Below are 13,216 nucleotides of genomic sequence, written 5' to 3'. Positions count from 1 at the left end.
TGCTCGCCGACGTAGTATCCACTCACGTCGCGACGCTGGGCCTGCGGATTCCTCAGGCCTCGTGCCCTCAGCCCGAGATCTGTGCGAGGACCGCCGCGAGGTCGAATGGGACGGGCATTCGTGCCATGAGTCCGGCTGCCACGCGGCCGGTGTTGCCCTCGGGGTAGCGTCCGTTGATTGATCCTGGCGCGGCCAGGACGATTCGCACGACTTGACCCAGTGCTTCACGGCGATCATGTTGGCGTAGAGCCAAGTTGAGCATTGCGACGTGGTCACGGGTGTGCAGCCACGCGTCGGGTTGGGAGACGATGTGTGCCCGTTCGAGGTGTATCCAGCGCGCTTCGGTCGAATCGGCGGTCCTTGCGGCTGCCATCTCTTGCCGGTAGAGGGCGTGAGCTTGGTCGGTTATCCGGGCCATGGGCGTTCCTTCGGGTTCGTTAGTCGTCGCAGCAGTCGCAGTTATGGTCGGCGGCAGTGCTTTTCGAATTCATTGGCGCGGGGCAGCAGGTGTCGCCCTTCCAGGCGTTGATGCCTTCCTTCACGGCGATTACGGCGATCACCATGGCGGCGATCGGATCGGCCCATGACCACCCGAAGAGGCTGTTGAGCAGCAGGCCGACCAGTAGGACGGCTGACAGGTAGGTGCATAGCAGGGTTTGCTTGGAGTCGGCGACGGCCGAGAGCGAGCCGAGTTCGCGGCCGGCCCGCCTCTGTGCCCACGACAGCACGGGCATGACGACGAGGCTGACGGCGGCCAGGGTGATGCCGATGATCGAATGGCGCGCTTCGCCGATGCCGAACAGCGACCGGACCGCGTCGATGGTGACGTAGAGGGCCAGGCCGAAGAACGAGAACGCGATGATGCGCAGAGCGACCTTCTCGCGGGATTCAGGGTCCTTGCCGGCGAATTGCCATGCCACCGCTGCGGCCGAGGACACTTCGATCACCGAGTCGAGGCCGAATCCGATCAGCGCGGTCGAGGAGACCCTGGCGCCTTCAGTGAGCGCAATGGCGGCCTCGATGACGTTGTAACTGATGGTGGCCGCGACGAACAGCCGGATCCGGCGCGAGAGCAGCTGCCGGCGTTCGGCCGCCATTGAGCTGCGCAAGCCGGGCAGGCCGAGGTCGGAGGCCATCAGCAGCAGTCCTCGGTGTTGGCAGCGGGGCAGCAGGACGGATCGACGGCCAGAACGAGACCAATGAGATCGTCGAGGGCGTGCCCGATGCGCGGATCGGCCAGCTCGTAGCGGGCGCGCCGGCCCTCCGGCACCGCCACGACCAGCCCGCACCCGCGCAGGCAGGCCAAGTGGTTCGACACGATCTGGCGTGAGACTCCGATCTGGTCGGCCAACTCGGACGGATATCCGGGCGCCCTGCGCAGGCTCAGCAGGATCTGCGTCCGCGTCGCATCCGAGAGTGCATATCCGAAGCGGGCCAGCGCACCGCTGTGAATCAAAGTCTCCACGGCATGACAGTACAGCTGATTCTGTATTCAGACGAGTGTGTAACGCTCGGGAACTGGTGGTACCCGCCCACAACGTCCACGGCTGAACAAGACGCACGTAACACCGCGGTCATCCCGATCACCAGGACGCGTTACATGCTGGCCCTAGCCTCCGTGAAATGCCTGGCCCCCGCCTCAAGCAGCACACCGTGCACGCCCGCGGTGTGACCTATGGCTTCAATGGCCTCATCGAGTTGATGGCCAAGGCCACGCCGTTGCGATCCGGCGACGAGCTGGCCCGCTGCGCGGCGACCTCGGATGCCGAGCGTGCGGCCGCCCAGTGGGCGTTGGCCGACATCGGCTTGGACGTGTTCCTCGAGGAAATGGTGGTCCCTTACGAGGACGACGAAGTCACCCGCCTCATCATCGACAGCCACGACAGAGTCGCGTTCCAGCGGATCTCGCATCTGACGGTCGGCGGGCTGCGCGACTGGCTGCTGGACGTCGCTGCCGGGCCAGATCCGGTGGCAGCGGCGGCGACGATCGCCGCGGTCACTCCGGCGATCACCCCGGAGATGGCCGCCGCGGTCAGCAAGATCATGCGCAACCAGGATCTGATTGCGGTCGCGCGGGCGATCACCGTGACGTCGGCCTTCCGCACCACCGTCGGTCTACCGGGCACACTCGCCACCCGGCTGCAGCCGAATCACCCGACCGACGACCCGCGCGGAATCGCCGCGGCCACGCTGGACGGTTTACTGCTGGGCTGCGGCGACGCCGTGATCGGGATCAATCCGGCGACCGATTCGCCGGAGGCCACCGCAGACCTACTGGCTCTGCTCGACGACATCCGGACCCGCTACGCGATCCCGGTGCAGTCGTGCGTGCTGTCGCACGTCACCACGACCATCGAGTTGATCGAGCGGGGCGCGCCAGTCGATTTGGTCTTCCAATCGGTGGCAGGCACACAGCCCGCCAACTCGGCGTTCGGCGTCGACATCGCGCTGCTGCGGGAGGGTTTGGCGGCCGGCCGGTCGCTGAACCGCGGCACCGTCGGTGACAACGTGATGTACCTGGAAACCGGGCAGGGATCCGCGCTGAGTTCGGGCGCGCACTTGGGCGTGGGTGGACAGCCGGTCGACCAGCAGACGCTGGAGACCAGGGCCTACGCGGTCGCGCGTGACCTGGAGCCGCTGCTGGTCAACACCGTGGTGGGGTTCATCGGACCCGAATACCTCTATGACGGCAAGCAGATCGTCCGCGCGGGTCTGGAGGACCACTTCTGCGGCAAGCTGCTGGGCCTGCCGATGGGCGTCGACGTGTGCTACACCAACCATGCCGAGGCCGATCAGGACGACATGGACACCCTGGTGACATTGTTGGGCGCGGCGGGGGTGGCGTTCGTGATTGCCGTCCCTGGTGCCGACGACGTGATGCTGGGCTACCAGAGCCTGTCCTTCCACGACGTGCTCTACGCGCGTCAGGTGCTTGGGCTGCGGCCCGCTCCGGAATTCGAGGCGTGGCTGCGCGGGCTGGGGATGAGCGACGCCGCAGGGCGAGTGCTGCCCGTCGAGGTCGACCAGTCGCCCCTCAAGGCGCTGACTGACAAGGTTGGCGCGTGACAAGTCCTGCGGCACAGGAGTTCTGGGACCGGTTGCGGCTGACGACGCAATCCCGCATCGGTCTCGGGCGAGCCGGCAACGCGCTGCCGACCACCCGGGTGCTGGAGTTCAACGTGGCCCACGCGGCGGCGCGCGACGCCGTGCACATCCCCCTCGACGTGCCTGCGTTCGCCGCCAGGGTCGCCGCTGTCGGCATCGGCGACCCCGCCGTGGTCGCGAGCCAGGCCACCAGCCGCGATGAGTATCTACGCCGGCCCGACCTTGGCCGGCTGCCCGCAGGCCTGGAGTCGGTGCCGGCCGACGACGCCGACATCGGCGTGGTCCTCGCCGACGGGCTGTCGCCGCGTGCGCTTGTCGAGCACGGAGTGGGCCTGCTGACCGCCCTGGTGGAGACCCTCGGTTCGAACCATTCGATCGCCGCGCCGGTAATCGCCACTCAGGCGCGGGTCGCGCTTGGCGATCACATCGGCGCGCGGATGGGCGTCCGCACCCTGATCGTCGTCATCGGCGAACGGCCGGGCCTGTCGGTCGCCGACAGCCTCGGGATCTACCTCACCCACCTGCCGCGGGTCGGTCGCACCGATGCCGACCGCAATTGCATCTCGAACATCCACCCGCCCGAAGGGCTGGGTTACGGTGCCGCCGCGCGGGTGGTGGCGGGTTTGGTCGCTGGGGCGCGCCGCCTCGGCCGCTCCGGTGTCGACCTCAAGGACACCTCGCGCGCCGACGAGTTGACGACGCGGCCGTCACTCACCCTGGAGTGAGATCGCCCTACGCCCCCCGCAGCAGCACCGCCTGTTCGAACCGCAACCGCCCGATGATGCCCGGCACCGTGATGACGAAGGGCGAAGGAGAGCAAATCTGTGGATCCTGCTAGGAAACCTCGCGATCGGACCACTTCCTCTTCCCTGCCGAGGGGCGTCTCTCACATCATGGGCTGCAACCGGGCAAGGGGAGGCCGTCAAATGCAATCGACACACCAGGTCACGCGTGAAGAATCCCCACCGCGCACCGGCAGCCATGAGGCAATCCTGCGCCTCCGGGTCGAGCCCGATGACGTCGGCACCGTCGGCGTCGTCGACGGCGGCAAACTACTCGGCTGGATCGACAATGTCGCCTACGCCACCGCCGCATCGTGGAGTGGCCGCGATTGCGTCGTCGCCTCCGTCGGCAACATGCACCTCGACCGGCCCATCGGCGTCGGCGAACTCGTCGAAGCGGACGCCGGCCTCGTCTACACCGGGCGCAGCAGCATGCACATCCTCATCACGGTCTGCTCCAGCGACCCCACCCGGGCCAATGCACCTCAAACCTCGCAGTGCCCAATCATTTTCGTCGCCGTGGACGACAGCGGCAATCCCGTTGAGGTCCCCCCGTGGACACCGGTCACGATGCTCGAACTGCAACGGCAACGGCAAGCGCGGGTCCGGATCCCGATGCGTCGACGCATTGAAGGCGCCATGGCCGCCGAAAGTTACACCGTAGAGGGCAGCGCCCATCGCGCCACGCTGCGCTTCCACGCCGCCGCTACCGACGTCAACCGGGGCGGCAGAGTCCACGGCGGCCAAGCCATGCAGTGGATCGACGAAGCGGCCCGGGTGTGCGGAGCCGGCTGGACCGGCGCGCACGTCATCACGTCCTACGTCGCCGGGATCCGCTTCTACCGGCCCATCATCGTCGGCGACGCCATCGACGTCACCGCACGGATCATTCGCGTCGGGCGGCGCAGCGTGCACATCGGCATCCAGGTCACCACCGCCAACGCCAACGGCGTGCAACCTGACCTGGTCGCACATGCGGTGGCCGTCGTGGTTTCACTCGACGAGCACGGTGAGGCCAGGCCCGTGCCACCGTGGGAACCCGACTCCGACGAAGACCGTCGACTCGATCAGCACGCCAGGCACCTCATCGAGCTACGGCAGTTCGTGGAACCGTTCACCACCGCAGCGGCAGTCCCAGATGCCCACCTATCCGCGACTTTTCGTCACCGCATCACGCCCGCCGCAACAGCACCGCCTGTTCGAACGGCAACCGCGCGAAGATGGGCCGCCACAGCCCCGTGACCGACGGCGCGGCCTCCGCCTTCGGCACCACGCGGGGGTCGACGAGATCGATCGTCTTGCCGTAGCGCTGAATCCTGCCGCCGCCGGCCGCGGTGATGTTCTTCAGCCAGTCGCGGTTGGGCCCGTAGGTGAGCAGGATCGCCACGCCCTCATCGGTGCTGAACACCGTCAACGGTGTGCGGAACTGCTTGCCCGACTTGCGCCCGACGTGCTCGAGGATGCCGAACGTCGGCGCCCAACCCGCCCACAGCCGTTGGATCGGGTTGGTGACGTGCCGGTTGAACCTGGCCAGCCATTGCGGTAGTTGCATGTCGACCATCAAACTCTTGAGTCATGGCCTACCTCAAGCCCCCGTGGTTCACCCGCACCATCTTCAACAAGATCGCCAAGGCGACGGGGATCGGCAACAGCCAGACGCTGACCGTGACCCGACGCGCGAGCAAGCAACCACAAGAGATCCCGGTGGTCGTGCCCGATCTCGACGGGGTGAAGTACCTGGTCTCGACGCGCGGCGAGTCGGAATGGGTGCGCAACGTCCGCGCCGACCCGAACGTGACCGTCGGCGCGACCAGGTACGTGGCCACCGAGGTGCCGGTGGAGCAGCGGGCGCCGATACTGGCCGTGTACCGGCCGCTGGCAGGCAAGGTCGTCGAGGGCTACTGGCGCCAATTACCGGACGACGCCGATCACCCCGTCTTCGCCCTCGTGCCGGCGACATAGAGGTCATGATGGAACCCGAAGGCTGACCCCCACAGCCGGACCGTCACGCGAACTGGAGTAGCCACATCCTGGATCCGACCACACGCCCCCAGCACCGCGGTGCGACGGTGGCGAGCACCGGCACACCCGATGTCGGGGCGTTGCCGTTGGCGCCGAAGAATCCGCTGCCGATTCGGGAGTTGGTGAAGGCGGTGCGGAATCTCGACGAGGGCCAGGTACCGATACGCGACGCCGGCGGCCCGATCACTCGTGTGCAGCTTGGCCCGAAGTGGGTGGTTCCGCCGTTGGTCGTCGTCATGTCGCCCAGCGGGATCCGCGACGTGTTGGGACGCAACGACGCCTTCGCCGAGCGATGCATCGTGCACGAGGAAGTGCGGCACATGGCTGGCGACAGCCTGTTCGTGCTGCCCAACGAGCAGTGGCGTCCGCGCAAGCGGGCACTGCAGCCGGTGTTCACCGTGCACAACGTCCGCCGTTTCGGTGGCCACATGTCCCGCGCGGCACAGACGTTCGTCGACCGCTGGCGCGACGGCGGTGACGTCGACCTCGACGTCGAATGCCGCCGACTGACGATGCGGTCGCTTGGCCGGTCGATTCTTGGCATCGATCTCAATGCGCGCGCCGAGGTGATCGCCGAGCACATGCACGTCGCGTCGTCCTACACCGCCGACCGCGCACTGCGGCCGGTGCGTGCACCGCGATGGCTGCCGACTCCCGCCCGCCGCCGCGCCCGTGCCGCGGTTGCCGAGATGCTCCAGGTCACCAGTGAGATCCTGCAGGCGTGCCGAGCCGACCCGACCCGTGACGCACCGCTCGTTCACGCGTTGATCGCGGCCACCGACCCGGAGACCGGGCAGCCGATCTCAGACGACGACATCTGCAATGACCTGCTGATCTTCATGCTGGCGGGCCACGATACGACCGCGACGGCGCTCACCTACGCGTTGTGGGCGCTGGGGCACCATCCCGACGTGCAGGACCGCGTCGCAGCAGAGGTCGCCGAGATCGGCGACCGGGAACTGACACCCGAGGACGTGCCCCGGCTCGAGTACACCGTTCAGGTGTTCCACGAGGCGCTGCGGCTGTGCCCGCCCGCGGCGGGGGTCGGTCGGTTGGCGGTGCGCGACATCGCCGTCGATGGCTACCGCGTGCAGAAGGGCACTCTGGTGGCCGTGGGAATCTATGCGCTGCACAGGGATCCGACTCTGTGGGACCGGCCAGAAGCATTCGATCCCGACCGGTTCAGCCCGGACAACGTCAAGGGCCGCGACCGGTGGCAGTTCGTCCCGTTCGCAGGCGGAGCACGCTCCTGCATCGGGGAACACTTCGCACGCCTGGAGACGACGCTCGCTCTGGCCACGATCATCCGGTCGACAAGGGTCCGGTCGCTGGGCGACGACTTTCCCGTCGAGGTGCCGTTCACGACGGTCGCCAAGGGGCCGATCTGGGCTCGTTTGGATGCGCGGAGCTGAGCTCGACCACTACACCCTGTAGTTGACGCATGAGGACCGGCTGGGACACTGGTGGCCATGCCAAGCACTGCCCGCTCCGCTGCGCTCTTCGCCGAAGCGGCCGCCGTGATCCCCGGTGGGGTGAACTCGCCGGTCCGGGCGTTCGCCGCGGTCGGCGGCACCCCGCGGTTCATCACCTCGGCGAAGGGCTGCTGGCTCACCGATGCCGACGGCAACCGCTACGTCGACCTGGTCTGCTCCTGGGGGCCGATGATCCTCGGCCACGCCCACCCTGCGGTCGTCGAGGCCGTGCAACGCGTCGCGGCCGACGGGCTGAGCTTCGGCGCGCCGACCCCTGCCGAGACGGACCTCGCCCGCGAGATCATCGGCCGCGTCGGCGCCGTCCAGAAGGTGCGGTTGGTCAACTCCGGCACCGAGGCCACCATGAGCGCGGTGCGGCTGGCCCGCGGGTTCACCGGCCGCCCGAAGCTGATCAAGTTCTCCGGTTGCTATCACGGCCACGTCGACGCGCTGCTCGCCGACGCCGGCTCCGGCGTCGCGACCCTCGGCCTGCCGTCCACCCCTGGAGTCACGGGCGCCACCGCCGCCGACACGATCGTGTTGCCCTACAACGACGTTGCCGCCGTCGAAGATGCCTTCGCCAAGTTCGGCGACGAGATCGCCTGCGTCATAACCGAAGCCAGTCCGGGAAACATGGGCGCGGTACCGCCGCTGCCCGGCTACAACGCCGCGCTGCGACGCATCACCGCCGACCACGGCGCACTGTTGATCCTCGACGAGGTGATGACCGGCTTCCGGGTCAGCCGCGCCGGTTGGTATGGCATCGACCCGGTGGATGCCGACCTGTTCACGTTCGGCAAGGTGATGAGCGGCGGCCTGCCCGCCGCGGCGTTCGGCGGCCGCGCCGACGTGATGGACCGGCTGGCCCCGTTGGGCCCGGTGTATCAAGCGGGCACGCTGTCGGGCAATCCGGTCGCCATGGCCGCCGGGCTTGCGACGCTGCGTGCCGCCGACGACGCCGTGTACGCGAAGCTGGACGCCAATGCCGACCGGCTCTCTGGGCTGTTATCCGGGGCACTCACCGATGCCGGTGTCGCGCATCAGGTTTCACGGGCCGCGAACATGTTCAGCGTGTTCTTCTCCGACGAGCCGGTGACTGACTTCGCCTCGGCAAAGGCCACCGACACGTGGCGCTTCGCGCCGTTCTTCCACTCGCTGCTCGCGGCGGGCGTCTACCCGCCGTGCAGTGCATTCGAGGCGTGGTTCGTGTCGGCCGCGCTGGACGACGACGCGTTCGACCGCATCGCCGCGGCCCTGCCCGCCGCGGCGCGTGCTGCCGCCGAAGCCGAGAGGCCGGCATGACGGTCACCACGACGGTGCACGTCATGCGGCACGGCGAGGTGCACAACCCGGAGGGCGTCCTCTACGGTCGACTCCCGGACTTCCACCTGTCCGAACGTGGTCGGGCACAGGCACAGTCGTCTGCGGACTGGCTGGCGGACAACGACATCGTCTACGTGGTGGCATCCCCCCTGGAGCGCGCGCAGGAGACGGCGGAGCCGATCGCCGCGGCGCACGGCCTGCCCATCGACACCGACGACGACCTGATCGAGTCGTGGAACCACTTCGAGGGCGAGAAGGTCGCGCCTGGCGACGGCGCGTTGCGCAATCCGAGGAACTGGGCGCTGCTTCGCAACCCGCGCAAACCGTCGTGGGGTGAGCCCTACGTCGAGGTCGCGGCGCGGATGCAGGCGGCTCTGCACCGGGCCCGCATCCGCGCAGAAGGCCACCAGGCCGTGTGCGTCAGCCATCAGCTTCCCGTCGAGACGCTGCGCCGATCGATGACGAACCGGCACCTGCACCATCTTCCGTTGCCTCACAGCCGGTTGTGCAACCTCGCCTCGCTCACGTCGTTCACGTTCACCGGCGACGAGCTCACCCGCTGGAGCTATTCGGAGCCCTGGGGCCTGTAGTGAGATGGCTGGTGATGTCGATCGTGTCGGTGGCGGTACTGCTGACCGGTTGCTCCACCGGTGACGACGCCGTCGCCCAGGGCGGCACGTTCGAGTTCGTCGCCCCCGGCGGCAAGACCGACATCCTCTACGACCCACCCGACAGTCGCGGACGCCCAGGGCCGATCTCCGGGCCTGAGCTGACCGACCCGTCCAAGACCGTGTCTCTGGACGACTTCAAGGGCGACGTCGTCCTCATCAACGTGTGGGGACAGTGGTGCGGTCCCTGCCGCTCGGAGACGCGCGAGTTGCAGAAGGTGTACGACGCGACCAAGGCCAAGGGCGTCGCGTTTCTCGGCATCGACGTGCGCGACAACAACCGCCAGGCCGCCGTCGACTTCGTCGTCGACCGCAAGGTCACCTATCCGTCCATCTACGACCCGGCGATGCGCACCATGATCGCCTTCGGTGGCAAGTATCCGACCACCGTCATCCCGTCGACCGTGGTGTTGGACCGCCAGCATCGCGTCGCCGCGGTGTTCCTGCGCGAGTTGCTCGCCGAGGACCTGCAGTCGGTGGTGGAACGGCTGGCCGCCGAGAAGGACACCGCGGGATGACGGGCTTCGCAGAAACCGCCGCCGCGGGACCGCTGCTGGTGGCACTGGGCATCTCGGTGCTCGCCGGATTGGTGTCGTTCGCGTCTCCATGCGTGGTGCCGCTGGTGCCGGGCTATCTGTCGTATCTCGCCGCGGTCGTCGGCGTCGAGGAGGAGCCAGGAGCGGTCGCGATCCGGACCGCCCGGTTGCGGGTCGCTGGCGCCGCGGCGTTGTTCGTGGCCGGGTTCACCGTGGTGTTCGTGCTCGGCACCGTCGCGGTGCTCGGGCTGACCACCACGCTGCTCGTCAATCAGCTTCTGCTGCAACGCATCGGCGGTGTCATCACGATCCTGATGGGCCTGGTGTTCGTCGGCCTCATACCTGCGCTGCAACGCGAAGCCCGGTTCACGCCGCGACGCGTGTCCACGATCGCAGGCGCACCGTTGCTCGGCGCGGTCTTCGGGCTCGGCTGGACGCCGTGCCTCGGTCCCACGTTGACCGGCGTGATCGCCGTGGCGTCGGCCACTGAGGGCGCCAACGTGGCGCGCGGCGTCGTGCTCGTCATCGCGTACTGCCTCGGGCTGGGAATCCCGTTCGTGCTCTTGGCCTTCGGGTCTGCGCGGGCGGTGCAGGGGCTGGGCTGGCTGCGCCGTCACACCAGGGCCATCCAGATCTTCGGCGGCGTGCTGCTGATCCTGGTCGGCACCGCGCTGGTGACCGGGTTGTGGGCCGACTTCATCTCCTGGGTGCGCGACGCGTTCGTCAGCGATATCCGATTGCCGATATGAGAGTGCTGACACGCCTGTGGGCGTACGCGCGGAACACCTGGCGCACGTTGACGTCGATGGGCACGGCGCTGGTGCTGCTGTTCCTGCTGGCGTTGGGGGCGATGCCCGGTGCGCTGCTGCCACAGCGCAGCCTCAACGAGGCCAAGGTCGATCAGTACATCGCCGAACACTCCGTGATCGGTCCGTGGCTGGACCGGCTCCAGGCATTCAACGTGTTCTCCAGCTTCTGGTTCACCGCGATCTACGCCCTGCTATTCATCTCGCTCGTCGGCTGCCTCACCCCGCGGCTGCTCGAGCACGTTCGTAGCCTGCGCGCGCAGCCGGTCGCCGCGCCGCGCAACCTGGCCCGGCTGCCCAAGCACCACGAAGCAGAGGTCGCGGCCGACGCCGACACCGTCGTCGCGGACGTGACGCAGCGACTGCGCGGATGGCGGAGGGCCACCAGGCGCGAGGGCGAAATCACCGAGATATCCGCGGAGAAGGGCTATTTCCGCGAGTTCGGCAACATCGTGTTCCACTTCTCGCTGCTGGGACTGCTGGTCGCGGTGGCCGCAGGCAAGATGTTCGGCTACGAGGGCAACGTCATCGTGATCGCCGACGGCGGCCCCGGCTTCTGCTCCGCGTCCCCGGCGGCGTTCGACTCGTTCCGGGCAGGCAACACGGTGGACGGCACGTCGCTGCTCCCGATCTGTCTGCGGGTCAACGACTTCGACGCGAAGTACCTGCCGTCCGGTCAGGCACTGAGCTTCGCCGCCAACGTCGACTACCAGGCCGGGGCGGACCTGAACACCGACACGTGGCGGCCGTACCGGCTCGAGGTCAACCATCCGCTGCGGCTCGGTGGTGACCGGATCTATCTGCAGGGCCACGGCTACGCGCCGACGTTCACCGTCACGTTCCCCGACGGCCAGACCCGCACCACGACCGTGCAGTGGCGCCCCGACGATCCGCTGACGCTGCTGTCGTCCGGCGTGATCCGCGTCGACCCGCCGGGTGGCACGTACCCCGACGAACGCGAACGCCGCAAGAACCAGATCGCCGTGCAGGGGCTGTTCGCCCCGACCGAGCAGCTCGACGGCAAGCTGCTGTCGTCGAGCTTCCCCGCCCTCAACGACCCCGCCGTGGCGATCGACGTCTACCGCGGCGACACCGGCCTCGACACCGGCAAGCCCCAGTCGATCTTCACGCTCGACCCGGCGCTCATCGGACAAAAGCGGCTGAACAAGCAGGTGCGGGTGAACCTGCGCGCCGGCGAGTCGACCCGGCTCGCCGACGGCACCACCATCCGGTTCGACGGCGCGGTGCCGTTCATCAACGTGCAGGTCTCACACGATCCCGCGCAGGTGTGGGTGCTCGTCTTCGCGCTGTCGATGATGGCCGGTCTGCTGGTGTCGCTGGTGGTGCGACGGCGCCGAATCTGGGTTCGTATCGAGCCCGCCGGGCCGGGTACGGTTAGCGTCGAGCTGGGCGGCCTCGCCCGCACCGACAACTCCGGCTGGGGCGATGAGTTCGAGCGGATCACCGGGCGGTTGCTGGAAGGCCGCGACGTGGCCAAGAAAGAGGATCGCGCATGAACCCCGAGCACATCGACATCGGACTGGCCAGGTACTCCGACTGGGCCTTCACCACGTCGATCGTGGTGCTGGTGGCCGCGCTGCTGCTGCTCGCCGTCGAGCTCGCGTACAGCCGCGGCCGCCGCGTCGAGCAGCGTGAGCTGGTGGCCGCGGGCGCCGCTCCAACCACCGTCGCCGACACCGATGGGCCGGGACGGGTCCTCGACGCCCCGAAGCGGCCGGTCGACGAACGCGTCGGGCGTGCCGGGCTGGCGCTGGTGTACGTCGGGATCGCCATGCTCGGCGTCTGCATCCTGTTGCGCGGGCTCGCCACCACGCGGGTGCCGTGGGGCAACATGTACGAGTTCATCAACCTGACCTGCTTCTGCGGTTTGGTCGCCGCGGCGACCATGTTGCGCCGCCCGCAGTACCGCGCGCTGTGGGCGTTCGTCCTGCTGCCGGTGCTGATCCTGCTGGCGGTGTCGGGCAAGTGGCTCTACGCCAACGCCGCGCCGGTGATGCCCGCGCTGCAGTCGTACTGGCTGCCGATCCACGTGTCCGTGGTGAGCCTCGGCTCCGGGGTGTTCCTGGTCGCGGGCGTGGCCAGCATCCTGTTCCTCGCCAAGATGCCGCCGTTGGGCGCGCCTGATCGCGAGGGCACGCTCGCCCGCGTCCTACAACGGCTGCCCGACGCCCAGACACTGGATCGCATCGCCTACCGCGCGACGATCTTCGGGTTCCCCGTCTTCGGCTTCGGGGTGATCTTCGGCGCGATCTGGGCCGAGGAGGCGTGGGGCCGCTACTGGGGCTGGGATCCCAAGGAGACGGTGGCGTTCATCGCCTGGGTGGTCTACGCCGCCTACCTGCACGCCCGCTCGACCGCGGGCTGGCGCGACCGAAAGGCCGCCTGGATCAACGTGGCAGGCTTCGTCGCGATGGTGTTCAACTTGTTCTTCATCAACCTGGTCACCACGGGGTTGCACTCCTACGCCGGGGTGGGCTGACC

The 13,216-nt window shown here is 68.2% G+C and carries 15 protein-coding genes; 11 read left to right on the top strand and 4 right to left on the bottom strand.

Annotated features, from left to right (window positions below):
- Positions 1–67: 67 nt before the first annotated feature.
- The 3 genes from HNP02_RS08100 to HNP02_RS08090 are packed head-to-tail and all read right to left on the bottom strand — an operon-like array spanning position 68 to position 1,465.
- The gene (locus HNP02_RS08100; protein WP_184436997.1) at positions 68–418 is read right to left on the bottom strand and encodes a DUF3703 domain-containing protein; all 351 of its coding nucleotides are present in this window, start codon (positions 416–418) and stop codon (positions 68–70) included.
- 19 nt (positions 419–437) lie between these two features.
- Positions 438–1,136, bottom strand: a complete 699-nt coding sequence (locus HNP02_RS08095; protein ID WP_184436995.1) for a cation transporter — start codon at positions 1,134–1,136, stop codon at positions 438–440.
- Positions 1,136–1,465, bottom strand: a complete 330-nt coding sequence (locus HNP02_RS08090; RefSeq protein ID WP_184436993.1) for a helix-turn-helix transcriptional regulator — start codon at positions 1,463–1,465, stop codon at positions 1,136–1,138. Before HNP02_RS08090 ends, HNP02_RS08095 begins: the two co-directional genes overlap by 1 nt.
- A 158-nt stretch (positions 1,466–1,623) precedes the next feature.
- Between HNP02_RS08090 and HNP02_RS08085 the strand changes: the two genes are divergently transcribed.
- The 3 genes from HNP02_RS08085 to HNP02_RS08075 all read left to right on the top strand — a co-directional run bounded on the left by HNP02_RS08085 (position 1,624) and on the right by HNP02_RS08075 (position 5,129).
- Positions 1,624–3,066, top strand: a complete 1,443-nt coding sequence (locus HNP02_RS08085) for an ethanolamine ammonia-lyase subunit EutB (protein WP_184436991.1) — start codon at positions 1,624–1,626, stop codon at positions 3,064–3,066.
- Positions 3,063–3,830, top strand: coding sequence for an ethanolamine ammonia-lyase subunit EutC (gene eutC / locus HNP02_RS08080; protein WP_184436989.1), 768 nt, complete (start codon positions 3,063–3,065; stop codon positions 3,828–3,830). The genes HNP02_RS08085 and eutC overlap by 4 nt, the downstream gene beginning before the upstream one ends.
- A gap of 201 nt (positions 3,831–4,031) precedes the next feature.
- Positions 4,032–5,129, top strand: coding sequence for an acyl-CoA thioesterase (locus tag HNP02_RS08075; protein WP_184436987.1), 1,098 nt, complete (start codon positions 4,032–4,034; stop codon positions 5,127–5,129).
- Here the strand turns inward: HNP02_RS08075 and HNP02_RS08070 are convergent.
- Positions 5,059–5,439, bottom strand: a complete 381-nt coding sequence (locus HNP02_RS08070; protein WP_184436985.1) for a nitroreductase family deazaflavin-dependent oxidoreductase — start codon at positions 5,437–5,439, stop codon at positions 5,059–5,061. The genes HNP02_RS08075 and HNP02_RS08070 overlap by 71 nt on opposite strands.
- A gap of 23 nt (positions 5,440–5,462) precedes the next feature.
- On the opposite strand from HNP02_RS08070, the gene HNP02_RS08065 reads away from it, so the two are divergent.
- The 8 genes from HNP02_RS08065 to ccsB all read left to right on the top strand — a co-directional run bounded on the left by HNP02_RS08065 (position 5,463) and on the right by ccsB (position 13,214).
- Positions 5,463–5,849: a nitroreductase/quinone reductase family protein gene (locus tag HNP02_RS08065; RefSeq protein WP_184436983.1), complete on the top strand. Its 387-nt coding sequence runs from the start codon at positions 5,463–5,465 to the stop codon at positions 5,847–5,849.
- Between the two features lie 107 nt (positions 5,850–5,956).
- Positions 5,957–7,321 (top strand): cytochrome P450, encoded by a 1,365-nt coding sequence (locus HNP02_RS08060; protein WP_309241470.1) that lies wholly within the window; start codon positions 5,957–5,959, stop codon positions 7,319–7,321.
- 57 nt (positions 7,322–7,378) lie between these two features.
- Entirely contained in the window at positions 7,379–8,683 is a 1,305-nt protein-coding gene (gene hemL, locus HNP02_RS08055; RefSeq protein ID WP_184436981.1) for a glutamate-1-semialdehyde 2,1-aminomutase, read from the top strand.
- The gene (locus HNP02_RS08050; protein ID WP_184436979.1) at positions 8,680–9,294 is read left to right on the top strand and encodes a histidine phosphatase family protein; all 615 of its coding nucleotides are present in this window, start codon (positions 8,680–8,682) and stop codon (positions 9,292–9,294) included. The genes hemL and HNP02_RS08050 overlap by 4 nt, the downstream gene beginning before the upstream one ends.
- Before the next feature lie 14 nt (positions 9,295–9,308).
- Positions 9,309–9,890, top strand: coding sequence for a TlpA disulfide reductase family protein (locus HNP02_RS08045; protein ID WP_184436977.1), 582 nt, complete (start codon positions 9,309–9,311; stop codon positions 9,888–9,890).
- Positions 9,887–10,657, top strand: coding sequence for a cytochrome c biogenesis CcdA family protein (locus HNP02_RS08040; RefSeq protein WP_184436975.1), 771 nt, complete (start codon positions 9,887–9,889; stop codon positions 10,655–10,657). The genes HNP02_RS08045 and HNP02_RS08040 overlap by 4 nt, the downstream gene beginning before the upstream one ends.
- A complete protein-coding gene (locus HNP02_RS08035; RefSeq protein WP_184436974.1) occupies positions 10,654–12,231 on the top strand; it encodes a cytochrome c biogenesis protein ResB in 1,578 nt (525 codons plus the stop codon). The genes HNP02_RS08040 and HNP02_RS08035 overlap by 4 nt, the downstream gene beginning before the upstream one ends.
- Entirely contained in the window at positions 12,228–13,214 is a 987-nt protein-coding gene (gene ccsB, locus HNP02_RS08030; protein WP_184436972.1) for a c-type cytochrome biogenesis protein CcsB, read from the top strand. The genes HNP02_RS08035 and ccsB overlap by 4 nt, the downstream gene beginning before the upstream one ends.
- Positions 13,215–13,216: the final 2 nt, after the last annotated feature.

Origin of the sequence: Mycobacterium sp. AZCC_0083 (genome assembly GCF_014202335.1) — a bacterium.
Lineage (GTDB): Bacteria > Actinomycetota > Actinomycetes > Mycobacteriales > Mycobacteriaceae > Mycobacterium.
Note: the sequence above shows the minus strand (reverse complement) of the source record. Positions and strands in the feature narration are given on the sequence as shown.

What these genes read in the sequence shown, in the direction of transcription:
- HNP02_RS08035 (WP_184436974.1), top strand. Translation starts at nt 10,654, where the DNA reads ATGAGAGTGCTGACACGCCTGTGGGCGTACGCGCGGAACACCTGGCGC.
- ccsB (WP_184436972.1), top strand. Translation starts at nt 12,228, where the DNA reads ATGAACCCCGAGCACATCGACATCGGACTGGCCAGGTACTCCGACTGG.
- HNP02_RS08040 (WP_184436975.1), top strand. Translation starts at nt 9,887, where the DNA reads ATGACGGGCTTCGCAGAAACCGCCGCCGCGGGACCGCTGCTGGTGGCA.
- HNP02_RS08085 (WP_184436991.1), top strand. Translation starts at nt 1,624, where the DNA reads ATGCCTGGCCCCCGCCTCAAGCAGCACACCGTGCACGCCCGCGGTGTG.
- HNP02_RS08050 (WP_184436979.1), top strand. Translation starts at nt 8,680, where the DNA reads ATGACGGTCACCACGACGGTGCACGTCATGCGGCACGGCGAGGTGCAC.
- HNP02_RS08045 (WP_184436977.1), top strand. Translation starts at nt 9,309, where the DNA reads ATGTCGATCGTGTCGGTGGCGGTACTGCTGACCGGTTGCTCCACCGGT.
- HNP02_RS08065 (WP_184436983.1), top strand. Translation starts at nt 5,463, where the DNA reads ATGGCCTACCTCAAGCCCCCGTGGTTCACCCGCACCATCTTCAACAAG.
- HNP02_RS08095 (WP_184436995.1), bottom strand. Translation starts at nt 1,136, where the DNA reads ATGGCCTCCGACCTCGGCCTGCCCGGCTTGCGCAGCTCAATGGCGGCC.
- hemL (WP_184436981.1), top strand. Translation starts at nt 7,379, where the DNA reads ATGCCAAGCACTGCCCGCTCCGCTGCGCTCTTCGCCGAAGCGGCCGCC.
- HNP02_RS08075 (WP_184436987.1), top strand. Translation starts at nt 4,032, where the DNA reads ATGCAATCGACACACCAGGTCACGCGTGAAGAATCCCCACCGCGCACC.
- HNP02_RS08070 (WP_184436985.1), bottom strand. Translation starts at nt 5,439, where the DNA reads ATGCAACTACCGCAATGGCTGGCCAGGTTCAACCGGCACGTCACCAAC.
- HNP02_RS08100 (WP_184436997.1), bottom strand. Translation starts at nt 418, where the DNA reads ATGGCCCGGATAACCGACCAAGCTCACGCCCTCTACCGGCAAGAGATG.